Origin of the sequence: Solwaraspora sp. WMMB335, assembly GCF_049179075.1 — a bacterium.
In the GTDB taxonomy this organism is placed as follows: domain Bacteria; phylum Actinomycetota; class Actinomycetes; order Mycobacteriales; family Micromonosporaceae; genus Micromonospora_E.
In genome coordinates this window covers 969,169-994,184 of the sequence record NZ_JBMHMF010000001.1, presented here as the reverse complement: position 1 = coordinate 994,184, position 25,016 = coordinate 969,169, and the positions used below count along the sequence as shown (strand labels likewise).

Here is a 25,016-nt window from a genome sequence, read left to right as displayed (position 1 = left end):
TGTTGGGATGGAAGGCGTATCGTACAAACGTCGAGGTCAGCCGTCGAAGATCAGTTAGCATCATCGATCAATCCTTCTCGTCTGGCTGGCCCTGGTCGTCGACGGACATCCCGAGTTGTTGCATCTGATGCAATATGCGCTGGTGCGCTATCGCCGCGTAGCTGCTGCTCAGGTCGACGCCGATGTAGCGGCGGCCGAGTTGTAGCGCGGCGAGTCCGGTCGTGGCGGCACCGCTGAACGGGTCGAGTACCACGCCGTCGGGCCGGCATCCGGCTGCGATGCACCGAAGCGGGACCTCGATCGGGTAGGCCGCGAAGTGGGCTTCCTTGAATGCCCGTGTGGGGTAGGGCCACACATCGCCGGGGTTCTTGCCGGGTGGTCGGGTCCGGTCGTGGCCGCGTGTCTTCGAGTCGCCGGGCTTGCCGTGCGTGACCGGGGCGCGTAGCCGGCGGTCGTTGGAATCCTTCAGCGGGATGCGGATGGCGTCGAGGTCGAAGAAATAGCGTGGACTGCGGGTGAACAGGAAAACCATCTCGTAGGTGGTGGTCAGCCGGTCCTTGGCCGAGGAGGGCTGTCCGTTCGTCTTTGCCCAGACCGCCGCGTTTCGCAAGATCCAGTTGTTGGCTTGGAGGGCGAGGGCTACTCGCCATGGGATGCCGATCAGGCTTTTGGCGGGTAGTCCGGCAACGGCTCCGGGGGTCCACTTCTGGCGGGTGTAGTTGCCGCTGATGACGCTGTTGGTGCCGTGGGGTTGGGCTTTGCGGGGGCCGGTGCTGGCGTAGGAGTCGCCGAGGTTGAGCCACAGGGTGCCTTGGGGGTGGAGCACGCGACGGGCCTGGTTGAAGACGGCGACGAGGTGGTTGACGTAGCCGTCGATGGTGGCTTCCTGGCCGTACTGGCGGTCGGTCCAGACTGCTCCGCATTCCGGACACAAGCGCTGCTGCCCACCTGACGGGTTTGGGGCGAGGCGGTGATCGCAGTCGGCGTGGCCGTCGTGCCATTGGCCCGTGTCGTACGAGCGCAGTCCCCAGTAGGGCGGTGAGGTGACGATGCAGTCCACTGATGCGTCGGGCATCGTGGCGAGCGCGTCATGCGCGTCGCCGACGTGGAGGGTGACCGGCCCGGCGCTCCACCACGGAGCCGACGGCTGGGGTGCGGATGTCGGGTGGCTGCTGGTGCTCATGCCGCACCTCCAACCGGCTCGCTGCTACCTGGGGCGTTGGTCGGCGGCGGTGCGAATGCTCGCGTGTCGGGGTTGCTGTCATCGAGTCCGACATCACTTGGGTTTCGGTAGCGGTCTGATCGCGCAGCCTTTTGGGTGAGCGTGATCTGGGTGATTTTGGTCGGGGCGGGTGTGATGACGTCACCTCGGGATTTCTGAAGCGTTATCAAGGCATCCGGGGAAATCTCGGATAGCTCGAACGTGAGGGGCTTGGGTTGGGCCTGGCGGCAGTCCGTGATCTGCGCGAGCGACGTGGTCTGGCGTCGGCCGAGGAGTTGGAACGGTTCGAGACGGATGCGCTGGCCGGATTCGTTCTGGCGCGGGCGTCGGCCGGACTCACCGACGGGACGATCCGCGGCGACGTGGGCCATCTCGAGCAGGTGCGGTCGTGGTTCGGCTGCCCGTTGTGGGAGATGGAGGCGGCGGACGCGGACGCCTACTTCGGGCGGGTGATGCGCCGCGCGCCGAGCGGCACCCGCCTGGCCCGGTCGCAGGCGCTGCGCACCTACTTCACGTTCCTTGAGCTGCGTTACCAGACCGAGTTGCATGCCATGACCGGCCGGGTGGTGACCTGCCCGGTAGACGAAATGAACCGCCCGCGCGGTAGCAAGGACGCCATGCTGCGCATCCCGCCCAGCGAGGCCGAGGTCACTGCCCTGTTCACCAGTTGGGCGCAGGAACTGGCCAGCTGCCGCAAGTTCGCCCCGTCTGCTCGGAACTACACGGCGGCCCGTCTGATGGCTGAGGTCGGACTGCGGGCGAACGAGGCCCGCCGGCTCGACTTGGCCGACATCAAGTGGGACCTCGGTCGGTTCGGCAAGCTGCATGTTCGCCACGGCAAGGGCTCGCGTGGCTCGGGTCCTCGAGAGCGGATGGTGCCACTGATCAACCACGCTGGCCGGACATTGCACTGGTTCATCGAGGACGTGTGGGGCCAGTTCGGTGACGACCACACCCGGCCGTGCGCCCCGCTGTTCCCCTCCGAACGGGCCGGCGGCCGAGTCGGCTACGACGCCGTCCGGGCCGCGCTCGCGGCGGCGGTCGCCGTGCACCTGCCGGTATGGACCGACCGGCTCACCCCGCACGTGCTGCGACACTTCTGCGCATCGCAGCTCTACATGAACGGCGTGGACCTCATCTCGATCCAGGAGATGCTCGGACACGCCTGGGTCGCCACCACGATGCGCTACGTCCACGTGCACCGCACGCGGATCGAAGAGGCGTGGCTGGCTGCGCAGCAACGGGCCGCGCAGCGGCTTGAAGGAGTCACGTGAATGCGGTGGAACCTGCGGCTGGTCGCCGCCCAGCGTGGTATCTGGAAGGCTTCTGACCTGCAACGCCAGCTCGCCGAGCATGGCTTGGTCATCTCGGCCGGCAAGATGTCCGGCCTGTGGTCGGGGCAGCCGGTCACCGTCAAGCTCGCCGACCTGGATGTCATCTGCGTGGTGCTCGGCTGCCAGGTCGGTGATCTGCTCCTCCCCGAACCGGACACGGTGGCCCGTCCTACGGACGCCGGTCAGGTGGCCTCCCGGGCAGCCGGTGCCACACCGCTCGCGGTGGTGCCCCGACGCCGAGCCGGCCGTTCCCTGCCACCGGTCTGAACCGTGGTGGCGAGAGCGCGCGACGGCAGCATTGTCCGCAGAGCCGTCACCACCTGCGCCGCGTGTCTGGCCTGGGGGCTGACCTTCGCCCAAGGCGTCTGCCTGGCCTGTTACAACTTCGCCGCGCCCCGACACGGGCATCAGGCGGGCGAGTGCGGCGCCTGCCTGCGGCGGGAACGGCTGAAGAAGGGCTACTGCCGGCTGTGCTGGTGCCAGGCCCGCACCGTTCGCACTGTCCTGGCCGATGACGCCCGGTCGGCGGTGGTGCTGGCGCCATACCTGCGCGATATCCGGCACCACCAGTTGTTCTTCGCCGACATGGACCGGCGGACGGCCCCGCCCCGGGCTGCGCCGCGACGCTACGGAGTCAAGGGCCGGCCTCTCAAACCGCCACCACTGCCGGCCGCCCGGCCGGTCACTGGATGGATTCAGCCGCCGCTGCTCGACGCCGGAGTGCGCAGTTACCGCTACGCCGCAATCGATCTGCGGCACGGCGCGGCGCCGGACAACCCCTGGCTGGCCTGGGCACTGCACCTGGCCCACACCAACGCGGAGGCCCGTGGCTGGGCCCCGGTCACACGCCGGGGAATGCAACGGGTCCTGGTGATGCTGCTGGCCGACTACCAGGAAGGCGATCTGATCCGGGTCAGCGACTTCGCGGACATCGTGGTGCGCCGCTGCACCGACCTCGGCTACGTCATCGAGATCCTCGCCGCCATGGCCGTTGTCGACGATGACCGACCGGCCGCCCTCGAACCATGGCTGCACGCCAAACTCGCCGACCTTGCCCCGCCCATTCAGCGCGATGTGCTGCGGTGGGCCCGGGTCCTGCGCGATGGCGGACCACGTACCCGCGCCCGGCGCGTCGAGACCGTTCGCGGCTATGTCGCCGCTACCGTGCCCGCGTTGACCGACTGGGCGCGGCATCGTGAGCACCTGCGGGAGGTCACCCGTGACGACGTCAGCACGTATCTGGACACGCTGCACGGCAACCCACGCCAGACCGCGACCACCGCCCTGCGGTCGCTGTTCGGCTGGGCCAAGCACAGCAACCTGATCTTTCGTAATCCGACCGCCCGGGTCAGAGGACCACGCGTCGAGGACGCCATCTGGCAGCCGCTGCGTCCCGACGAGCTGAATCAGGCCGTCACAGCCGCGACAACCCCGCAGGCCCGGCTCTTCCTCGTACTGGCCGCGGTCCACGCCGCGCGCCCCGGCCAGATCCGCGCGATGCACCTCGACGACGTCGACCTGCCCGGCCGGCGCATCACCATCGCCGGCCACGACCGCCCACTCGACGAGCTGACCCACCACGCACTGCTCGACTGGCTCGACTACCGGCACCGCCGCTGGCCGAACACCGCCAACCCGCACCTGCTCGTCAGCACCGAAAGCGCCCTGCGGCACGGCCCGGTCAGCCACACCTGGATCCTGAACATGCGCGGACTGACCGCCACCATCGAACGACTGCGCATCGACCGCCAGCTCGAGGAGGCCATCGCCACCGGCGGCGACCCGCTGCACATCGCCGCGGTCTTCGCCGTCAGCGAGGACACGGCCATCCGGTACGCCACCAACGCCCGAATCCTCCTGCAGACCCCACCCCGGCCGCCGCACTGAGCAGCCCGCGAGGGCAGAACAACTCTCCCGGCACGGTTGGACTACGGTGCGCCGGTGACCAGATATCGCCGCACCTACCGCACCGTGGACGGCCAACGAGTCGAAGGCACCTGGCGGCACATCTTCACCCGCAACATGGACACGTACTTCCTGACCGACCTGGTCATCTACGCCGACGGCGCGATCGACAGCGGCACCGGCGGACTCACCGACCTCGACGGACTGGCCGAACAACTCCGCCGTGGCGGAGTCGCGACCACCCTCGAAGACGGCGCGTGGGCATCGGCGCACCACCTGGCGGGGTGGCGGTTCACCGAGCCCCGCTCCGCCATCAACGCCGAGATGCTTCTCGGCGAGGTAACCGACGAAATCGACCGGCTCAACGGACGGCCCGACTCCACCGGTCGATGCCTGCAAGCAGTGCAGACATACCTGGCCGACCCCACCGAGGACAACCGGCGCACGGTTCGCGATCGCTACCTGGCAATCCCCGAGCACCTGCGCGTCTACGCCCTCGGCGACATGGACCGCAAAGACGCTCCACTGCGGATCCTGATCACCGACCTGGGCGAACCATTGCACGGCTGGCCAAACGGCCCCGTCGTCACCGAGCAGAAGCGGGCCGAGGCAGTCGCGTACTTCCGCGAGCGGAAGATCGCGATCGAGACATGGGACGCGCGGGTCCCGGCCGACGGCCCCGAACACCCGATGCAGCCCACGCTGACGATCCCGAAGACGGTCTACCCACGCGGCTGGCCGGATCCACCCGGCGTCGAAGTCCTGCAGAACGACTACCCGGCAACCATCACCGTCGGCGCCAACAGCTACCCCAGCGTCACACACGCCTACTGGGCGCTGTCGACTCCCGACCCGCACTGGCACGACCAGATCGCTGCGGCGCCGCGCGGATACGACGCCGGCAAACTCGCCGAGCAGGCACCCCGCCGCGCCGACTGGGCCTCGGCACGTCTGGCCGTCATGACCATCCTGCTGCGTGCCAAGTACACCCAGCACCCGCAGATGGCACAGACCCTGCTCGCCAGCGGCGACGCCCGCGTCATCTCCGTCGACTTCGACTCCGCCTACTGGTCCGTCGGTAGCGAACGAGCCACCAACTGGATGGGCCGTCTGCTGGAAGTGATCCGCTCCGAACTCGCAGCTGCCGCAGCCGGGATCTCCCTTCCGGCGATTCATGGCAACGGCTCCTCAGCTTCGCCAGGAACACAAGGGCCGACATGCGAGGATGGGGCACCAGAGCCCTCCGGTTCCCCGTGAGAACACTTGGGTTCGCGGGAACTTCCGGACCTTAGCGGCTCGCGGAGGACCACTACGTCTTCGTGCTGCAGGAGCCATTGCGGGTCGCCGGTGGCGATGGCGTCGCGGGTGTTCTTTTGCTGGAAGAAGGAGGCGCGGGGGATGACCATGCCATCGCGGACGCCGCAGATGAGAGCGATGCACTCATCGACGAGTTTGAGGCCGGCGTTGATGCCGGCGGCGGCGACCATGCCGGGGATGTCGATGAGTTCGCCGTGGCGGCGGTAGGGCCGGGCGGTGACGACGACGTGCCCACCGGGCCGCAGCAGGATCCGGCAGCCGGCGAGGATCGCGGTGAACCCGTCGGCCAGCTCTCCGTGACTGCGATAGGCGAGGTTATCCGCCCTGCCGTATTTGTGATGGAGCTTGCGGACCCTGCCGCGTCTCGGACCTGGGGTGCGGACGTGTCCGTGGGTGGACGACCCGTACGGCGGTGAGGTGATCACCAGGGAGACCTGTCCGTGCAGGCTCGCCGGCAGCAGGGCTGGTAGCGCGGTCGAGTCCCCGTGGAAGATCTCGCCCTGACCCGGTACTCCGAGTCGGACGGTGTGGCGGATGTTGTCCGCAGCCTTCGTGACCCATTCGGCTTCGTACTCGACGCCTACGCCGTGTCGGCCGAGGTGCATGGCCTCGATGACGGTTGTGCCGATACCGGCCATGGGGTCGAGCACGATCTCACCGGGGTTGGTGTAGGTGCGGATGGCGTATCGGGGGATGGTCGGCAGCATCTTGCCGGGGTGGGTCATCGATTCGGGGGTGTACCGGCCGCGTCGCAGGTCGCGGGCCGGGTGTTGGCCGGTGAGCCAGACCGAGCCGAGGTAGCCCTCGGCGAGCAAGGCCGCAAGGTCGGACCCGGCGAGGTTCGGATGCACGGAGTCAGGGAAACCGGTGGTCCGAAACGGCGGACGAGGCTCAGACACGGGCGTTCTCCTCACCAGTGGCGGTGGTCCCGAACACGACCAGGTCTCGAACGACCGGAAGATGCCGGCCGGCAAGCAGGACTCGCCCGTCGTCGGCCCCGCCGGGGTGTTCGGGGGCGGTGCGTGGCTCGTGCTCGGGCAGCGGGACGAGGACAGCGGGGATGTTCTGGTGGTAGAAGAGCCCGACCGCGCGGGCGGCGGCGATGACCGTGGTGCGGCGGCTGACCTCGTCCGGCTGGGGCTGCCGGGGTGGGAGTCCGGCGACCAGGAAACCGCCGGGGCGCAGCAAGGGCCGCCAGGTGGTCATTGCTGTGGCCGCGTCGTCCCGGGTGAGGTGCCGTGCTCCTTTAGGCAGGCTCGCCAGGATCAGGTCGACGCCGGCACCAGGCCGTCTCGCTGCCTGGCGTTCGGCGGCGGACGTTCGGAGCCGCACGGCCGGGCCGTGGCGGTCGGTGATCAGCCAAGCCGGCACTCGACGCAGGTAGTGGGTTGCGGCGGTGGCGGCGGGGTGCGCGTCGAGGTCGAGCACCACACCACCCGCGTGGGTGTAGCGGCGAATGAGGTGGGCGAGGTGGTTCAGGGGAAGTCCGTGCCAGTCCCCCGGCACTCGTCGGCCGGGGGTGCGCCGGACGTGGGTAGGCGGTAGGAGCAGACCGACTGGTACCGGCTGCCGCCGGTCACCGTGGGCGGTGGAGTGGGGCTTCGGCATGGGCGTGTGGGCCACGTCCGCCGACGAGCGCTGACACTAGGGGATTACAAATCCGGACCTCGGATTGGAAGCCTGCCGCGCGCCGACCTTGGCACACTGCCCTACGCCGAGGGGCTAAACAAGGTCATCGGCAGGTTGTACACGCAGGTCGCGGGCATCGACGAGGCTCACCGTTCGCATTACCTGATCGGTAGGGGCCGGCGATGGAGCCGCGACCGGTTGAACAAGATCGCTAGCCGGATTGAACAAGATCCCCCTCTGCTTGAACATGACCGGGCTCACCGCCTCGGGGCTTGAACACGATCACGCCGGTTGCGTTCTGCGGCCTCTCCTGACCTCCGACTACATCCGTGTAGGTGGATCTGTTGCGGGAGTGTTCAAGTCAGCTGCCTCGAGCGGTAACGGCCGCGCGCAGGGGCGTTGAACAGCCTGACCACGGGTTGAACATCCTCAGCCGGGTGTCGGTCGGCTGCCGCCAACGCGCATCGACGGGCATCGGCGGCAGCCGGGCTGAACACGTGTCGAGACCGCTTGAACAAGATCGCGAGTGTTCATGATCTGTCCAAACGCCCTGGTGGCGTGGTGGCACAGCGCCGACCGGCAGTCCCGCCGGACGGCACTCGGTCACCACGGAGGAGCACCACCATGGACCGTCGTATCCCCGCTACCGAGCCGGCCGTCGCACGGCACGGCGAGACGTTGCTCAACGACATCGAGTACCGGTTTCGGCTGATGGGGCAGGGACCGAGCCCGCTATCGGTGGATGGCCGCGCCCTCGGCCTGGCTCTGCCCCGCCGGGCAATTGCCCTGCCCGAGTTGTCGGCGATCCTGATGCACCCGTCCTGCGGTTACGCCGCCCGGGACGCGGCATGGCGGCTGCTCGTGCAGCGTGCCCGTACCGGCGACCCAGCGTGGAGGGTTGGTGCGGTCGGTGTCGCGTTGCCGGGTCTGCGGTTCAGGGCGTATCTGCTGGCCAAGCTGTTCAGCGGCGACGTGCAGGCCGCCATCGTCGAGTACTTCCTTCGCGCGCTCAGCACGGTCGATGTGGCCAAGCCGGGCGTGGTCGGGAACCTGCTGTCCGCCGCGTTCTCCAAGGCCCGCGCCGAGCTGCGCGACCTGGAGCCGGCGTCGTCCGGGGTGCCGAATCACGCTCCGGGTGCGGTGTTGCCGCCGGCCCCGTACGGGCACCCGGATCTCGTGCTCGCCCGCGCGGTCCCCGCCGGGGTCATCACCGTGCAGGAGGCAGAGCTGATCGGTGCGACGCACCTGGAAGAGGTCAGTCTCACCGCGTACGCCGAACGCACCGGCCAGCCGCGCTGGAACCTCTACAAGCGGCGCACCGCCGCCGTCGCCCGGCTGAAGGCCGCGATCGAGTCCGGCGAGCTGTCCGACCCGTACGACGATGTGGTCAACGAAGCCACCTCGACCCTGGTCCTCGACGCCCCGACCGCCCGCAAACGTCCGTGAGCGGCTTGTCTGAGCTGCGGTTTTCCAATCCGAGGCCCGGATTTGTAATCCCCTAGTGCGGGACTCTCCGCGCAGGTGACCCCTGTTCCGACCGGACCGCTGACGGCGCTGACACCCCGTACGGTCTCCGGCTCACCGCCTTCCCGTGAGGAGGACGGCCGCTCCGGTCGGCATCCGAGGTCACCTCATCAAGCGCATCGCCCGGTCCCGCCTTCGCCAGCCACTCGCGCACCCACGCCCTGCTGCGGGCTGCCTGGGCGTGCGCACCGGAGGTGCCCCATCCATGGAACACAACCCCTCTGCGCGTCCCGGGGCGGCGGCTCGCCGTCGCCCCGGGATCGCCGGGTGGGGACGGCCGTTCGTCCGCCGTCCCCGCCGAGACCTCTCTCGTACGGACCGCGCCTCGCTGAGGCTGTTCGGTGTCGCTGCGGTGATGGTCTCTTTCGTCGCCGTCCCGGCAGCGGCGTACGCGGCTGGGCCTGACCTTGCTGTGTTGGCTGTTGAGTCGATCGACCAAGTTGTCGAAAACATCCGTTTCTGGTTGGTCGGAATCCTCTTTTCGTGGGCGTCCCTGTGCCTCACGGTGGGCTTCCTGCGTTACACCAGCGGTGAGCCCGGCGAGGTCGAGAAAGGCAAGCTCGCCCTTCGTAGCGCGGCAATCGGCTATGCGGGAGCCTTGCTTGCGCCGCTGCTGGTCTCCATCGTCGGCGCGTGGGTGGCGTGATGGTCACCTTCTCGATTCGACCTCATCCCGTTGTCCAGCGGGTGGCGTTGCTGCTGCTCGGCGTCGTGCTCCTTGGAGGGCTGGCCTTCGCCGGGCCGGCGCACGCCCAGCCGAGCCCGGCACCCGGCCCGCCCAGCACTCCCACCGTGCCACCGGACGTGCTGGATCCCGATCCCATACCGGCGCCCACGCCCGGTCCCGCCCCGGCTACTGGACAGCCGTCGCCGGAGGTCGATGACGATCCGGCCTGGTACGACGTCGGTGGCCAGACCCGCAAGGCCGTCGTTGACCTGGTCGTGTGGGCCGCTGAGCAGGCGCTGCAGCCGGTGGTGGAAGCCCTCGGCGCGTCGTGGCTGTCCACCCCGGACCTCACCGCGAATGAGCAAGTGCGGGCGATCTGGACGACCAGCCTGATCGTCGCCAATGGCGTCGTCGTGCTGTTCGTCGTCGTCGGCGGGTTCCTGGTCACCGCGAGGGAGACCCTGCAAACCTCCTACGGGCTCAAGCAGGTGCTGCCCCGCATCGCCGTGGGCGTCGCACTGGCCAATTGCAGCCTGATCATCGGGCAGAAGGCCATCGAACTGACCAACGCGCTCACCATCGCTATCGCTGGCAACACGATCGACGGGCCGACCGCAGCGACGGCGATCCGGCAGATCGTGGACAACGCCCTGCGAGGCGGCGGGTTCCTGATGGCCTTGCTGGCCATCGCGGTGATCGTGATGTGCCTCGTTCTGGAGTTCACGTTCGTGCTGCGGTTGGCGGCGCTGGTCATCCTGTTCGGGGTCGCCCCGGCGGCGTTGATCTGCCACGCCAGCCCGCTCACCGAGGGCGTGGCCCAGCTGTGGTGGCGCTGCGTCCTGGCCTGCCTCGGCCTGCAACTCGGTCAGGCCATCGTCGTCATGGCCGCCGTGAAGGTCTTCCTCACCCCCGCTGGACCGACCGTGATGGGCATACCGGCGACCGGGCAGGGGCTCCTCGGGGTTGTGGTGTGCCTGACGATGCTGTGGCTGTTGATCAAGCTGCCGGGCTGGATGCGGCAGTTCGTCCTCGGCCCGCTCGGATCCAACGGCCGGGGTCTGATCGGTCAGCTCGTCCACGCCTTCGTGATGGTCAAGACGATCGGGGCGGCGGCCGGTGTCCTGGGCGGCGCGAGCGCCGGACGGACGGCTGGCCGTCCGGCAGCGCCTCGTCCGCCGGGTCCTCGTCCGTCGCCCGGCAGTCCCCGTCCGCCCCGTCCGCCCCGTCCGGGGACAGCTTCGGTCCCGCCGGGACCGGTGAGACCGGTGGCCTTCAGCCACGCCCCGGCCGTCCACACGCCGCTGCCGACGCCGTTTGGGACCAACGCCACCCCGACCTTCAGCCACCCGACGACCCCGTCCACCCCATCGGCACCGCCGTCCGGCGGCGTCCCGTCCGTGCAGTTCTCCCACCCTTCCCCGGCCCAGCCGAGTCCGCCGGCACCGGCCGCGCCACCGGCCAGGGTCGCCTTCAGCAACGCCACCACCACGACACCGAAAGCCGCACCCGGTGGCGCGGCACCGGCGGTGACGTTCTCGGCGGCTCCTGCGCCGCAGAGCGCGCCGCGCAGGCCACCTGCCCCGGTCACACCAGTGTTCTCCGCAGCTCCGGCCACACCAACGACCGGCGGGCCACGACGCGCCTCGACCCCAGGCACACGGCCCACAGCGGCACGGCGCGCCACCGCGAACGGACACGCCGCCGCCAACGCGGGAACCCCCACCGCCGGACCCGTGGCCACCGCCCGGCGAGCACCGGCCACCAGCACCGTCCGGCCCCGTCCATCGACCCCGCCCATACCGCCGTCCCCGGACGGTCGGCAGTCGGCAACCCCGTCGCCGCGCCCGGCCCCGTCCCGACCGGGGACACCGTCCCCGGTCACCAGTGCTACCTCGGCGGGTCCGACCGCCGCCCGTACCGGGCCGTCCCCGTCGGTGGGGTCGTCCGCTCCGGCGCGTCGTCCGTCCCCGAAACCGAGAGATGATCAGCGATGAGCCGCCGTAGCAACGAGGCCCCGATGCGGGCGCGGGTTCCCGCAGACGTCGAGCGTGCTGATCGAATCGTGTTCGGTATGTCGGGACGGCAGTTGGTGATCCTGGCCGTGGCGGGTCTGCTGCTGTACGCGGCGTGGACGGCGGTGGCCACGGTGGTGCATCCGCTGGTGTTCCTCGCGGGTGCGATCCCGGTCGCGGCCGGGGCGTTCCTTCTCGCGGTCGGCCGCCGGGACGGCATCAGCCTCGACGCCTGGGTCCTCGCGGCGCTGCGGCACCGCCGCAGCCCGCATCACCTCGTGCCGGCCGACGGGCCGGTCATCCCGGCCCCGGCGTGGGTTTCCACCACCGCCGGGCCGGGTGACCGGCTACCGCTGCCCGCACCGTTGCGGCTACCGGCGAAGGGCATCACGCCGGAGGGTCTGGTCGATCTCGGCTCAGACGGCACCACCGGTCTGGTCGCGGCGTCGACGGTGGCGTTCGGTCTGCGTACGGCGGGAGAGCAGAACGGTCTGGTGGCCGGGTTCGCGCGGTGGTTGCACAGCCTCGACGGCCCGGTACAGATCGTGGTGCGGGCGCACCGGGTCGACCTGACCTACCTCGCTAACCGGTTCCTCGCCGCCGCGCCAGGGCTGCCGCATCCCGCGTTGGAGGACGCCGCCAACGCCCACGTCCGGTTTCTCGATGACCTGGCCGCGCGGCGGGAGCTGCTGCACCGGCAGATCACCGTCGCGGTGCGGAGCCGACGCGGCGCGCACCACGCCGCCCACACAGCGGCCGAGGCGGCTCGTGCCCTCGCCGGTTGCGAGGTTCCCGCCCGGGTCCTCGACGGACCGGACGCGGCGGTGCGGCTCGCGGCCAGCCTCGACCCCGCCGCCCCACCCCTCGTGTCCTACGCCCCATCTGACGGAGGTGACCAGCGGTGAGCCTGCTCTCCGCACTACGGCCGAAGCGGCGGCCCGCTGTGCCTGAATCGGCCGTGATCCTGCCCGGCTCACCGGACGCCGTCGAGGTCGACGGCCGACACGTGCGGGTCGGAGACGGCTACAGCGCCACCCTGGCTGTCGTCGGCTACCCGGCCGAGGTCGGCCCGGGGTGGGCCGAGCCGATCCTGGCCTACCCGGGTCTGGTCGACGCCGCCTTCCACATCGAGCCCGTCGCGCCGGCGGTGGCCGCACAGCGGCTGCGCAAGCAGCGCGGCCGGTTCGAGTCCTCCCGCCGGCGGGACGCGGCCAAGGGCCGCCTCGACGACCCGGAGCTCGATGCCGCCGCGGCCGACGCCGCCGAGCTGGCCGCCCGGGTCGCCCGAGGCGAAGCCCGGCTGTTCCGCCTCAGCCTCTACCTGACCGTCCACGGCACCACCCCGGACGAACTGGCAGACCGGGCGGCCGAGGTGCGGTCCCTGGCCGCGTCGCTGCTACTGGACACCGCGCCGGTGACCTGGCGACAGTTGCAGGGCTGGATCAGCGGCCTACCCCTGGCGTTCGACGCGCTCGAGATGAAACGGGTCTTCGACACCGACGCCCTCGCCGCCACGTTTCCATTCACGTCACCGGACCTGCCCGACACCGCCGCCGACAGCGGCATGGGCGTGTTGTTCGGGCTGAACCTGCACTCGGCCGGCGTGGTCGTCTGGGACCGGTGGGCGCAGTCCAACTACAACGCCGTCATCCTCGCCCGCTCCGGGGAAGGCAAGTCCTACCTGGCCAAGCTCGACCTGCTGCGCAACCTGTGCCTCGGCGTGGAGGCGTTCGTCATCGACCCCGAAGACGAATACCTGCGGCTGGCCGACGCCGTCGGCGGCACCGTCATCCGCCTCGGCGCGCCAGGGGTGAAGATCAACCCCCTCGACCTGCCGCCCGGCGATGACGATTCCCTCAACGACCGGGCACGGTTCATGCACACGCTCGTGACGGTCATGGGTAGCGGGGACACCGCCGCCAGCGCGCCCTTGCCCGGCGACGAGGCCCGCTCGCTCGACGTGGCGGTGCTCGCCGCGTACCGGGCGAAGGGCATCACCACCGACCCGCGCACCTGGCGACGACCGGCGCCGCTGCTCGCTGACGTGACGGCAGCTCTAGAGGACACCGACGACGCCGGCCGCCGAGTCGCAGCCCGCCTGCATCCCTATATCGCCGGCAGCATGAAGGGCCTGTTCGATGGACCGACCACGACCGCCCCGCTCGGGCACCTGGTGGTGTTCGCCATCAAGGACCTCCCCGAACAGCTGCATCCGGTCGGCACCCTGATCACCCTGGACACGATTTGGCGCACCGTACGCGGCGCGACCGCCTCCGGAGCCGGCCCGGACATGTTGCGGATGGTGCTGGTGGATGAGGCGTGGAAGCTGCTGTCCGGCGGGCGCGGCGGTGTGTTCCTGGAAACCCTGGCCAAGTCCGCCCGTAAGTACGGCGTCGGTCTGACCGTCGTGACCCAGGACGCCGCTGATGTGCTCGCTACCAAGACCGGCCGCGCCGTCGTCTCCAACGCCGCCACGCAGGTGCTGCTGCGGCAGGCGCCGCAGGCGATCGACGCCGTGTCCGAGGCGTTCGGCCTCACCGACGGCGAGCGGGCGTTCCTGCTGTCCTGCCAGCGCGGAGACGCCCTCCTCACAGCCGGGTCGGCGCGAGTGGCGTTCCACAGCCACGCCTCCACCACCGAGCACGAATTGATCGTCACCGGCCCGGCCGCCCGTCGCCGCTGACCCGGCCCGCTACCCTTCACCACCGATCGGAGTTCCCGATGGTCCCCTCGATCACGCTGTCCCCGCAGCCCTCGGACACCGCCGTGTGTGTGCCCGGCCAGGGCGGCGTGCCCGACTCGATCGTCGGGGAGCTGCTGTGCGGATCCTGGGGCGACGACGCCACCGATGTGTGGCGTCTCGCCCGGGACCGGTGGCCGCTGCTCCTGACCGCCGTGGCGGCACTCGTCGCCATCCGAGTCCTGTGGGCGGTGTGGCGGCGGAGCGTCTGGCGGCGGTACGCCGCCGACGCGCGGTGGCTGGAGATCACCCCGCCGGTGACTGCCACCCCGGCTGCGACGGTCGGCCTGTGGCGGCTACTCGCCACGGTGTTGCCCGCGCCGCGCCGGTGGGCGCTGCGTCCGGCCCGGCTCGTCTGGGAAGTCGCCGCCGACCCGGAGGGGATGCGCTGCGGGCTGTGGCTGCCACCCGGGGTCAACCCGACCGCCGTCGTGCGGCTGCTGCAACGCGGCTGGCCCGGCGTGAGGGCCGAGCAGACCCACCCGCCGGCCGTCCCGACGACCGGTGCCGTCGCAGCCCTCGCGGTCTGGCCGACTCAGCCGGAATGGCTGCCCCTGGTCGAAGACACCACGCCTACCCACCGCCGAGGCAGGGACGCGAGCGCCCCCGAGGAGGACCGGCTCCGGGGGGTCTACGGCGGGCTGGCCTCGGCCGGGCGCACCGGCGGCGCACTTCTGCAGGTCCACCTCGGCCGGGCTCCGGCTCACCGGCTGCGGCTGCTGCGTCGTGCGATGACCAACCCGCAGCGCGTCCACCGCCCCCGAGGTGTCTCCCGTGTCGCCGGGCTGCTCGCCGACGGGCTACGCGCGCTGATCATCGGCGTCCTGGACATCGTCACGCCCGGCCCGTCGAGCCCGAAGAGACGCACCAATCCGACCGACCCGTACACCGCCGAGCTGGCTCGGCGGGCGCGGGCCAAGTACGCCGACGCACCTCACCTGCTCGTCGCCGTACACGCGATCGCCACCGGTCCCACCATGCCTGCCGCTCGCGCTGCTGTCGCTGATATCAGCTCCGGGTTCGGGTTGCTGTCGGCGCACTTCACCCGCCGCCGGCTCCGGCATGGTGCGGTCGCGGCGGCCGACCGGTGGGTGCCCGAGGCTCGAATGATCCTCGTCTCCGTGGCGGAAGCTGCCGCCCTCGCCGGGTTGCCCGCCGAGCCGGCCGCCTACGGCCTGCCCGGCGCGGCGTCACGCCGCCGGGCCGCGACCCGCGACATCTTCCGGGCCACCGAGCAGGACACACGCCACCGCGCGGCAGTCCATGCCGCGCCCGACGCCGACGACCCGCCAACCGCGTGGAGCACCTCATGAGCAAGACCAACCCCAAGGCCGTGGCACCCCCCTCCAGCCCGGAAGGCCCCAGGCTGAACCTGGTGCCTGTCAAGGATCGACAGGGCTTGGGAGGCAAGGTCATCGGTGTCGCCAACGTCGGACCACCGATGCGAGTCGGCATCTCTCTGGTCGACTGCCGCTACCACCTTCACGCGCTCGGCCCGACCGGTACGGGCAAGACGACCCTGCTGATGCGGATGATCCTCGACGACGTGACCGCCGGACGTGGGGTGGCCGCGTTCGATCCGGCCAAGGGCGACCTCATCCGAGACCTGCTCGCCCGGCTTCCGAAGGACTGTGGTGACCGCCTGGTCCTCATCGACCCGGACGAACAGACCGCGCCACCGGCAATCAACCTGCTCGACCCGGCCGTACACGGAGGCAGCCCGCACGACGTCGCCGCGAATCTCACGGCGGTGATGGCGAAGGTGTGGTCACGCTGGTGGGGCCACCGCACCGCCGACATCTGCTACCACGGCCTGCTCACCCTCGCCCACGTCGAAGGCGCCACCCTCGCCCAACTACCGCGGCTGCTGTCGGACTCGAAGTGGCGGACCAGCCGGGTCAACACGGCCACCAGCAAGCTGAACGCGTGGGAGGGCAGCACCCTCGGCGAATTCTGGGAAGGGTTCAACGAGCTGCCCGCCACCCAACGCTCCGGCCTCGTCGCCCCGCTGCTGTCCCGGCTGCGCCTCGTGCTGGCGCACCCCATGGCGGCGTCGCTGTTCGGGGTGCCGGCCACCACGTTCTCCTTCGCCGACATCCTCGACGGCGGCGTCCTGCTCGCCCGGCTGCCCAAGGGAGTCCTCGGTGAGGACGGCACCCGCCTGGTCGGCTCCCTCCTGCTGGCGGGGCTGTGGCAGGCCACCACCGCCCGCGCCCGCATCCCCGAGGACGACCGCCCCGACGCGATGATCGTGTTGGACGAGTGCCACAACTTCCTGCACCTGCCCATCGGGATCGATGACGCCCTCGCCGAGGCCCGTGGCTTGCACACCTCGTTCGTCCTCGCCCATCAGTACCTGGGCCAGCTGTCCGGAGACATGGTAGAGGCGATCGACGCCAACGCCCGCAACAAGGTGTACTTCGCCCTCGCACCCCGAGACGCCATCGACCAAGCCCGGCACCTACGCCCGTACCTCGACGACGGCGACCTGATCCGCCTCGGCGGCTACGAAGTCGTCCTGCGCCCGGTCGCGGGCGGGCGGATCGTCCCACCGGTTACCGCCGACGCCGAACCGCCACCACCGGCCGCCAAAGGGCGTGCCGGCGAGCTGCGCCGCGCGGCCCGCGAACACACCGGCTTGCCGGTGGAGGAGCGGCGACGGCTACTTGCCGAAGCCGCCACCGCCTCGGCCACCGCTGAACCGTCCGCCCCGGTCGACGCCGCTGCTGCTGACCTGGTGGGCCGTAACACCTTCTCTGTTCAGGGCGAGGGGTCTAACGAGAGTTCTAACGAGCGATCCAACGAGCAGCCCAACGACCACGAACAGCCGGGTGAACACACCCCCTTGAACACCTCGTACGCGCACGTGGACGGCGGTGAGGAGGACCCGTGGACCGGAACCGACTGATAAGAGATATCCCTCCTACCCGCACATCTGCCACCGGCAGTCCCCGCCTGACGGCGTCCGTCGTAGCCAGCGAACTCGGCCGGCTCACCCCCCGAGACCGGCTCCTGCTCGACCTGCTCGACCAACACCGCACCTTCACCACCGACCAGCTCGTCGACCTCGCCTTCGGATCCGTCGGCCGTGCCCGTAACCGGCTCAACACCCTCCACGATCGAGACGTCCTCGACCGGTTCCGCCACTACCAACGGCCCGGCTCGCAAGCATGGAGGTGGACCCTCGGCCCGGTCGGCGCGGCCCTCATCGCGGCCGGACGGGGTGAGACGCTGCCGCGTCCGGCTGCTGTGCGCGACGCCACCGCCCGACTCGCCATGTCCCCAACCCTCTCCCACCTGATCACGGTGAACGGGTTCTTCGTCGCGCTCACGGCTCACGCCCGCACGCACCCCGGGACGCGGTTGGCGCGGTGGTGGAACGAGGCACGCTGCCGGGAGGCGTGCGGGAACCTGGTCCGCCCGGACGGGCACGGTGTGTGGTCCGACAACGGCCCGGCGGTGCCGTTCTGGGTCGAGGTCGACCTCGGCACCGAAACCCTTCCCCGGGTGGCGGGCAAGCTGACCGGCTACGCCGCACTACCGCCCCGACGTGCGTACCCGGTGCTGGTCTGGCTGCCCACCGCCGCCCGTGAGGCCAACCTGCACGCCCATCTGCGGCGGTCCGGGGTGCCGGACGGGGTGACCGTGGCCACCGCCGCCGCTGACCACGCCGCGACGTCCGGCGGTCCGGCGGGACCGGTCTGGCGCATCGTGGGGCACCCCGACCGGGTACGTCTGGCCGACCTGCCCGCACCAGGCGGGGACGGTGGTGCGTCGTGGGACGGGTAGCCCTGTGGGTCGCGGTCGGGGCCGCTGTCGCGGTGCTGCTACTCACCTCAGCCACCGCCGGTGTCGTCTCGTCCGTGTTCGGCGGTGGCGGTGGCGGGGGTAGCTGCGCCGGAACGGTCACCACACCGGGGGCGGTCCCGGCGGGGTTGTCGGCGGAACAAGCCCACAACGCCTCGGTCATCGTCGCCGTGGGTGAGCGGATGCGGGTACCGGTGCGCGGATGGGTGATCGCCGTTGCCACCGCTCTCCAGGAATCCTCGTTGATCAACCACGGGCACCTCGGCCCGGACAACGACCACGACTCGTTGGGGCTGTTCCAACAGCGACCGTCGCAAGGGTGGGACACCCCGGAACAGATCATGAACCCCGAGTACGCCGCCGCCATGTTCTACGAGCGTCTCCTCGCCGTGCCCGGGTGGGAACGGCTACCGCTCACCGACGCGGCACAAGCCGTGCAACGGTCGGCGTACCCGGACGCATACGCCCGGCACGAGGCACAGGCAACCGAGATCGTCGCCGCGTACACCGGCGGCACGCTGCCCGTGTGCGACGGCCCACCGATCAGCGCCTCCGGATGGGCCCGCCCGGTGCCGGGTACGGCCGGTTCTGGTTTCCGCACCGCCGGCCGGCCCGGCCACGACGGGGTCGACATCGCGGCCCCGAAAGGCACCACCATCCGGGCCGCGTCCGGCGGCGTCGTGGTGCGCGTCCTGTGCAACATCGATGGCAACTCGTGGGAACCTACCGGCGACCCGATGCCGTGCGACAGCGACGGCCACCCGGGACTCGGCGGGTGCGGCTGGTACGCCGAGATCCGCCACGCGGGCGACATCGTGTCGCGCTACTGCCACATGGTCAGGCAACCGACCGTAACGGTCGGGCAGACGGTGATCGCCGGTCAGCCAATCGGGCATGTCGGAAGCTCCGGAAACTCGTCCGGACCACATTTGCACTTCGAGATCCACGAAGGCTACCCCGCCGCGAGTAGCAATGCCGTTGACCCGGTTCCGTTCATGCACCAAAGAGGCGTAGCCCTGTGAATCAGTGAAGTGATTTTCGGCACCATCCACAGAGGTCACCATGGGTTGCGGTGACCGCCGCGCGACCGGCGAACCAGGCACGCGACATCGTCCTATTCGGCCGAAAATCCGCGACCCCGTCAGATGGCGTGAGCGCCCCGCATGTCGCCCACCCTGTGCGGCACTAGGGGCGAGTGTCGAACGTGGCCCAGCGACGAACAGGGGCCACCGGACGGCGCAACGAACGACCATGACTGTTCCCGAATCGAGCGCGGAAGCGGTGCGGGTGCGTCCCACCTAAAGAGTCTTGGGCAACGTGGTTGACAATCACCGGGGTATCGAGCGTCCATGGACGTGGGCAACAAAAACCGCCCCGGCGAACCGCAAAACAAATGCGCACCACGCGCATGCGGAATCGCCATTGTCGACCCCTTGTATGGAGGTGTATTCGCCATGACCGCGAACATTCTGCTGACCCCCGGCACGGACGAGGCCCGGTTCGCCGTGGCCGACGCGTTGCGCCACTACCCCGGCGTCACTGCCCGCAAGTTGGCCGGACAGGCGAGCCTGCCGCTGCCCGTCGTGACCGAGGCACTCCAGCACATGGAAACGGCCGGGACCGCCACCCGCACGCCCGACCCGACCAAGGGCAACCGCAAGAGCGCCGACACCTGGGAACCCGCCACCCCCACCGAGGCAACGCCCGACACGACCGACGAGTCGCCCTCCGCCGACGACACCCCGGCGACCGGCGGCACGACCCCGGACCCGGCCGACGAGACGGCCCCGGACGACGACACCTCCACCGACGAGGCGACCGGCACCGACGACGCGACGGCCACCACTGACACGACGCCAGACCCGACCAACGAGCCCACCGGCACCGACGACCCGACGGCCACCACCGACGAGCCAACGCCGGACGACGCACCCGCGACCACCGACGGACCCACGCCGGACAACGCACCCACCACCAACGAGGCGGCGGACACGACCGACGAGGCGACGCTGCCCGAGGCACCCGTGTCCGGGGCACCGGTCGCCGCGCGTCAGCCTGACCTGAAGGTGCTGATCATGGCTGGTGTCCTGGGCGGGCACCCGGACGGGATCACCGCTGACGCGGCGATCGGCGAAAGTGGCTTGTCGGTTGCGATGGGCGACACGATCCTCGCCGCGATGGAGGTTGCCGGTGCCGCCCGTCGCCTGCCGGTTGACGACGACGGCAACGAGCTGTGGGTGATCGCCGATGGCGACCTCGCCGCTGTGGACCCGGCCAACGCCCCGACGCACACGACGTGCCCCACCTGCGGGCACACCCGCAAGATCCGCCGCCCCTCCGCTCGCCGTGTCACCGGCACCGGCCGTACGACCGGTGAGATCAACAGCGACGGATCGGCCAAGCTCGGCAAGAACGAGTTGCGCAACCGGGTCGAGGCGTTCATGCGCGACCTCGGCACCGGCCACGACGTCACCCCCGGCACCGTCGCCCGTGAGATCGGCGGACGGAGCCCCGGCGCGGTCCGCAACGCCATGGCCAAGCTCGGCGGGGCCGGTGTGCTGATCCTGACCCGCGAGGCACCCGAAACCTACGCCCTCACGGACAACCCACCCGCCCCGACCGCCGAGGTCCGCGCGTTCATGGCCCCACCCAAGGACACCACCACCGGTGACGATCCGACCACCGACGAGGCCACCGCCGCGCCGGTAGCCGCCTGACCCACCGCCCCGCCGGGCCGGGCATCCTGCCCGGCCCCGGCACCCGCACGCCCACCCGCAAACGCCACGGAAGGAAAGAACCATGACCACCCACGACCACCCCCACCACAACCACCCCGCCAACGCCACGGCGCACGCACCGGGGCCGCTGCGCTGCCCCGAATGCGGGGAACCGGCCCGCCCCGTGCCGCCGCGTCACTGGCCCCTCGACGGATTCGCCCCACGTCCGGACACCTCCCACCGCGACGGCACCCCACTATGTCCAGTGCCCGGCCCCGACGGCTCACAACCGGCCGAACCGATCGGCGCTCCGGCACGCCTGACCATGCGGCAGGCCGTCCGGCAATCCTGGCTCATCCACCCTGATTGGACCGTGAGCGATCACCTCGCGTGGCTCGATGGCGAGGGCTACGACACCGACGACGTGACCGGCCACCTGGCCGAGGTCGTCGGCCGGTGGCTGGCCGAGTACCACCGCACCGACCCGAGATCGCGCCGGTCCGCCGACGAGACACGCGTGTACGTCGTCGCAGGCGGTGACATGGTGGCCGTGTTCGACTCGCCGGAAGCCGCCGACCTCATGGCCGTGACGATGGGCTGCGCGAACCTCGCACCGGTCACCCGGTGCCTCACCGAGGCGCAATGGCAACAGGCACACGCCGTACTGCGGGCACAGCAACCGCACATCACCGTGACCGATGCCCGGCCCGGACGTGCGGCCGGTACGTCGTGACCGGCCCATCGGGCATCGATCCCACCGCCGACCGGCCCGACCTCCCGGCGTCGCTGGCCGCGCGTCCCCACGACGCGCGGCGAGGCCTGCCCATCCCGCCGGTCAACCTCCACCCCAATCCCGGCGGTGGGTCGCACGTGGACTTCACCACGATCAACACCACTATCTCCACCCGCCTCGCTGTCGAACGGCGGTGCTCGCTGTGCGGTGGGCCGATGGGCTACTGGGTGGCGTTCCTCGGCTGCCCGAGGGCCGCTGAGCTGATGCGCTACGCGGACCCACCGGGGCACCCCGACTGCATGACCGCCGCGCTGTCGCTATGCCCGCATCTGGCGCTCGGTCGGCACCGCCGCGCCCGCGCCGACCGGCCCGGGGCGGGCACCATCCCGCCGGGGTCGCACGGCGACAAACCCGACCGGTACCTGTTGGGAATCACCCGCACCTACCGAACCCGGTTCATCCCCGAACACGGCTACACCGTGTACCTACCGGCCCCGTTCAAAACCGTTCGCGCTTATGTGTACGGGCCGGACGGGCGGCTACGACCGGCCACCGACACCCAGTAGGCCGCGCCCGGCGGCGGGCGTCAGATTCGCCACAGAAACCTCGATCGACTCTATTCGATCGGCTTGATGCACCCATAGAGGTAGGAAACATTGTTTGTGACGGCACGGCCGGGGTCGCAATCCCTGGCCCGCCGCCCACCCGAACCACACGACCGGAAAGGGGTGCCACCGTGGCACACGAACTCGAGACGTTCGCCAACGGCGAGACCGCCTTCGCCTCCGCGCGGCTGTCCGCCTGGCACCAACTCGGCACCGTCACCGACTCCTGCATGACTGCCCAGGAGGTCATGAGCAAGGCGTGGCTCGGCGGCTGGGAGGTCCGCAAGATCGCCATCCAGGGCATCGAGATCACCGACAAGGGCGTGACGAAGGTCGACTGCCCCGACAAGTACATGACCGTACGGACCAACCCGGTCACCGGCGAGACCGAGTACCTCGGCGTGGTCGGCGAGGACTACAGCGTGGTCCAGAACGAGCAGGTCGCCGAGACACTCAACCTCCTGGTCGACGCCTCCGGCGCGCACTTCGAGACCGCCGGCTCCATGCGCAAGGGTCGGTCGGTGTTCGTGACCATGAAGCTGCCGAGCGCGATGCGGATCGCCGGGGTGGACGACATGGACCTCTATCTCGCGGCCACCACCAGCCACGACGGCACCGCTTCGCTGCGCCTCGACGCGACCCCGGTACGGATCGTGTGCGCCAACACGCAGGCTCTCGCCTACCAGCGGTCGCGCAGCTCCTACACGTTCCGGCACACCTCGAACGTCACCAGCAAGATCGCCGAGGCGCGCCAGGCACTCGGTCTGATGTGGAAGGCGTTCGACGCCTTCGAGAGCGAAGCCGAGAAGATGATCAACGAGTCGCTGACCATGGGCGAGTTCGAGAAGATCATCGCGCAGGTGTGGCCCCTCGCCGACGACGCCTCCGACACGGCACGCAACAACGCCAAGCAACGGACGAACACGTTGCGCTACCTCATCCGCGACGCCGACACGCAGAAGGCCATCAAGGGCACCCGGTGGGCCGGCTACCAGGCCATCACCGAGTACGTGGACCACTTCGCCCCCGCCAAGACCGACCTCGTCCGGGCCACCCGAGCGCTGACCGGTGCCGGAGCGGACATCAAGGCCCGCGCGTTCGAACTCCTGGCGGTCTGACGTGGGCCGGCACGGGGGCCGGGCCACCATGCCCGGCCCCGGTACCGGAGGGAATCCTGCCACCGGGACCGCAGCCATCCCCGCCGAGCCCAGCATCGCGCCGCTGTACGGACCGGCACCCACCGCCGAGACAGTGGTCGCGCTGGCCAACGAGATGTGCTCCACCTTCGCGGCGGCCGAGGTCGCCCGTGTGTTGGCCGAGCACGCGACAAGCGAGGCCGAACACGCCCAGTTGAGCGCACGGGCCGCGCAGTGGGACGCCCTCGTCAACGAGCGGTGGCCCGCCCTGGTCGAGGTGATCAGGGCGGCGCTGCCCCACACGGGGCAGGTCGAGCACTTCATGCCGGTCCGGCCGCTGACCAACGGCCACGTCGAGCTGCACGTCCATGACGAGACCGGCCGCCGCCTCGTCGTGCTACACACCGGCGCGCAGGCCCTCGCCGTAGGCGCGCACCTGACCGCGTACGGAGCGATCAGCCTCGACCGCATCGGGCAGAAGCTCGACCCGAGTCTGCCCCAACTGAAGGCGACACCACCGTTCGACCCCCACGGGACCGCCGGACAACCGGCCAACCCCGACCGTGTCGCCGGGCCAACGGCCACCCCAGCCTGACCGCCGCCACGTGTTGCCGCGCGGCCCACGGTCCGACCCGGGGCCGCGCGGCACACCAAGTGCTTTCCCTCTTACTGACAACGGAGTACCCGCATGAACCCCGACCAGCTGTTCGACCTTGCTGCCGACTTCGCCCAGGCAACCGCCGACGCCGAACGGTTCCGCACCTGCGCGGCAACCTCGACCGACGACGACCACACAGCAAACACGAGGAAAGCGTCACGCTGGGAGGCCGTTGCCGCCCGCCGACGCGAGCACTTGCGGACCGCGCTGCGCGAGGCGCTTCACACGACCGTCACGGCTGTACCCGACGCCGAGTTGCCCGTCGCCACCTGGCAACAACGCCTCGTCGAGATCCGCGCCACCACCCTCGACAACACCCGCGCCGTGCGGGTGCGATACACCCCGACCCAGGCACTCACCACCGGAGCCGCGCTCATCGCCTGCGCCGCCGTCACCGACGTGCACAGCGGCGGCATCCTCGCCGGAATTCTCCCCGCCTTCCCGCCTCGCCCAAGCACCGACAACGAGCCGGCCGGCGAACAGGCGACGGGCGGCATGACGAGCCGAATCGAGCCGTCCGAGGACGCGAACGGCGACGGGCAGCACACCTCCAGCCACCCCACCAGCTAGACCCACCCCTGAACGGAGTCCTGATGTACCGATCCATGGAGTACGGCGACACCGCCCGGGTGATCGCACCAACCGACGCCACCGAATACCGACTCGGCACCGTCATCGACGTGCGTTACTCCACCCCGCACACGACCCACGCACGCAGCTACACCCTCCGCTTCCCCAACGGCACCGAGCGCACCTACCCGGCCGCCCAGGTCGGATGGTGCACCCGTGCCGACGACTACGCCGCCCTAGAAACCGCCTTCGTCACCGCGTGCGTGGCACTACGCGACGCCTGCCGCATCGCCCACGACTACGACGTCGACCTCGCCAACGGAACCGCGAGCCTCCTGCGGCGCCTGGTCGACCTCGCCCGCCTACGCCTCGCGCTGACCCTCGACCCGGCCAACCCCAACCGGCCCGGCAACAACAAGACCGGAGGCGGACACTGATGC

23 protein-coding genes are annotated in these 25,016 nt (G+C 70.3%); 20 read left to right on the top strand and 3 right to left on the bottom strand.

The window, feature by feature from the left end:
* Positions 1–67: 67 nt before the first annotated feature.
* The gene (locus ACN27F_RS03710; protein WP_421431200.1) at positions 68–1,183 is read right to left on the bottom strand and encodes a DNA-methyltransferase; all 1,116 of its coding nucleotides are present in this window, start codon (positions 1,181–1,183) and stop codon (positions 68–70) included.
* Positions 1,184–1,437: 254 nt separating this feature from the next.
* Here ACN27F_RS03710 and ACN27F_RS03705 point away from each other — a divergent pair, with 254 nt between their 5' ends.
* The 4 genes from ACN27F_RS03705 to ACN27F_RS03690 are packed head-to-tail and all read left to right on the top strand — an operon-like array spanning position 1,438 to position 5,718.
* Positions 1,438–2,496, top strand: a complete 1,059-nt coding sequence (locus tag ACN27F_RS03705) for a tyrosine-type recombinase/integrase (protein ID WP_421431199.1) — start codon at positions 1,438–1,440, stop codon at positions 2,494–2,496.
* Positions 2,497–2,823: a helix-turn-helix domain-containing protein gene (locus ACN27F_RS03700; protein WP_421431198.1), complete on the top strand. Its 327-nt coding sequence runs from the start codon at positions 2,497–2,499 to the stop codon at positions 2,821–2,823. It begins immediately after the preceding gene.
* Between the two features lie 3 nt (positions 2,824–2,826).
* Positions 2,827–4,443 carry an integrase gene (locus ACN27F_RS03695; protein WP_421431197.1) on the top strand — a complete coding sequence of 539 codons (1,617 nt, stop codon included), beginning with the start codon at positions 2,827–2,829 and terminating at the stop codon, positions 4,441–4,443.
* Between the two features lie 54 nt (positions 4,444–4,497).
* Positions 4,498–5,718, top strand: a complete 1,221-nt coding sequence (locus ACN27F_RS03690) for an NADAR family protein (RefSeq protein WP_421431196.1) — start codon at positions 4,498–4,500, stop codon at positions 5,716–5,718.
* Here ACN27F_RS03690 and ACN27F_RS03685 read toward each other — a convergent pair.
* Both ACN27F_RS03685 and ACN27F_RS03680 read right to left on the bottom strand, forming a co-directional pair.
* Complete coding sequence (locus ACN27F_RS03685) at positions 5,634–6,629, bottom strand: TRM11 family SAM-dependent methyltransferase (RefSeq protein ID WP_421439933.1); 996 nt, start codon at positions 6,627–6,629, stop codon at positions 5,634–5,636. The two genes, ACN27F_RS03690 and ACN27F_RS03685, sit on opposite strands and share 85 nt — an antisense overlap.
* A 40-nt stretch (positions 6,630–6,669) precedes the next feature.
* Entirely contained in the window at positions 6,670–7,386 is a 717-nt protein-coding gene (locus ACN27F_RS03680) for a hypothetical protein (RefSeq protein WP_421431195.1), read from the bottom strand.
* Between the two features lie 645 nt (positions 7,387–8,031).
* Between ACN27F_RS03680 and ACN27F_RS03675 the strand changes: the two genes are divergently transcribed.
* The 16 genes from ACN27F_RS03675 (at position 8,032) to ACN27F_RS03600 (ending at position 25,013) form a co-directional block, all read left to right on the top strand.
* Positions 8,032–8,853 carry a hypothetical protein gene (locus ACN27F_RS03675; RefSeq protein WP_421431194.1) on the top strand — a complete coding sequence of 274 codons (822 nt, stop codon included), beginning with the start codon at positions 8,032–8,034 and terminating at the stop codon, positions 8,851–8,853.
* Between the two features lie 283 nt (positions 8,854–9,136).
* Positions 9,137–9,577: a pilin gene (locus tag ACN27F_RS03670; RefSeq protein WP_421431193.1), complete on the top strand. Its 441-nt coding sequence runs from the start codon at positions 9,137–9,139 to the stop codon at positions 9,575–9,577.
* On the top strand, positions 9,565–11,592 hold the full coding sequence (locus ACN27F_RS03665; RefSeq protein WP_421431191.1) for a hypothetical protein: 2,028 nt from the start codon (positions 9,565–9,567) through the stop codon (positions 11,590–11,592). The genes ACN27F_RS03670 and ACN27F_RS03665 overlap by 13 nt, the downstream gene beginning before the upstream one ends.
* Complete coding sequence (locus ACN27F_RS03660; RefSeq protein ID WP_421431190.1) at positions 11,589–12,515, top strand: PrgI family protein; 927 nt, start codon at positions 11,589–11,591, stop codon at positions 12,513–12,515. The genes ACN27F_RS03665 and ACN27F_RS03660 overlap by 4 nt, the downstream gene beginning before the upstream one ends.
* Positions 12,512–14,293, top strand: coding sequence for a VirB4 family type IV secretion system protein (locus ACN27F_RS03655; protein WP_421431188.1), 1,782 nt, complete (start codon positions 12,512–12,514; stop codon positions 14,291–14,293). Before ACN27F_RS03660 ends, ACN27F_RS03655 begins: the two co-directional genes overlap by 4 nt.
* A gap of 38 nt (positions 14,294–14,331) precedes the next feature.
* Positions 14,332–15,663, top strand: coding sequence for a hypothetical protein (locus ACN27F_RS03650; protein WP_421431187.1), 1,332 nt, complete (start codon positions 14,332–14,334; stop codon positions 15,661–15,663).
* Positions 15,664–15,749: 86 nt separating this feature from the next.
* Positions 15,750–17,258, top strand: a complete 1,509-nt coding sequence (locus tag ACN27F_RS03645; protein WP_421431186.1) for a type IV secretory system conjugative DNA transfer family protein — start codon at positions 15,750–15,752, stop codon at positions 17,256–17,258.
* Between the two features lie 47 nt (positions 17,259–17,305).
* A complete protein-coding gene (locus ACN27F_RS03640) occupies positions 17,306–18,139 on the top strand; it encodes a replication-relaxation family protein (RefSeq protein WP_421439931.1) in 834 nt (277 codons plus the stop codon).
* A complete protein-coding gene (locus tag ACN27F_RS03635) occupies positions 18,127–19,179 on the top strand; it encodes a M23 family metallopeptidase (protein WP_421431184.1) in 1,053 nt (350 codons plus the stop codon). Before ACN27F_RS03640 ends, ACN27F_RS03635 begins: the two co-directional genes overlap by 13 nt.
* Before the next feature lie 432 nt (positions 19,180–19,611).
* On the top strand, positions 19,612–20,874 hold the full coding sequence (locus tag ACN27F_RS03630) for a hypothetical protein (RefSeq protein WP_421431183.1): 1,263 nt from the start codon (positions 19,612–19,614) through the stop codon (positions 20,872–20,874).
* Between the two features lie 82 nt (positions 20,875–20,956).
* Positions 20,957–21,607 (top strand): hypothetical protein, encoded by a 651-nt coding sequence (locus tag ACN27F_RS03625; protein ID WP_421431181.1) that lies wholly within the window; start codon positions 20,957–20,959, stop codon positions 21,605–21,607.
* Positions 21,604–22,173 carry a hypothetical protein gene (locus ACN27F_RS03620; RefSeq protein WP_421431179.1) on the top strand — a complete coding sequence of 190 codons (570 nt, stop codon included), beginning with the start codon at positions 21,604–21,606 and terminating at the stop codon, positions 22,171–22,173. Before ACN27F_RS03625 ends, ACN27F_RS03620 begins: the two co-directional genes overlap by 4 nt.
* Before the next feature lie 170 nt (positions 22,174–22,343).
* The gene (locus ACN27F_RS03615) at positions 22,344–23,330 is read left to right on the top strand and encodes a DUF932 domain-containing protein (protein WP_421431178.1); all 987 of its coding nucleotides are present in this window, start codon (positions 22,344–22,346) and stop codon (positions 23,328–23,330) included.
* 1 nt (position 23,331) lies between these two features.
* Positions 23,332–23,943: a hypothetical protein gene (locus ACN27F_RS03610; RefSeq protein WP_421431177.1), complete on the top strand. Its 612-nt coding sequence runs from the start codon at positions 23,332–23,334 to the stop codon at positions 23,941–23,943.
* 93 nt (positions 23,944–24,036) lie between these two features.
* Entirely contained in the window at positions 24,037–24,576 is a 540-nt protein-coding gene (locus tag ACN27F_RS03605) for a hypothetical protein (protein WP_421431176.1), read from the top strand.
* 23 nt (positions 24,577–24,599) lie between these two features.
* A complete protein-coding gene (locus ACN27F_RS03600) occupies positions 24,600–25,013 on the top strand; it encodes a hypothetical protein (protein ID WP_421431174.1) in 414 nt (137 codons plus the stop codon).
* Positions 25,014–25,016 lie beyond the last annotated feature (3 nt).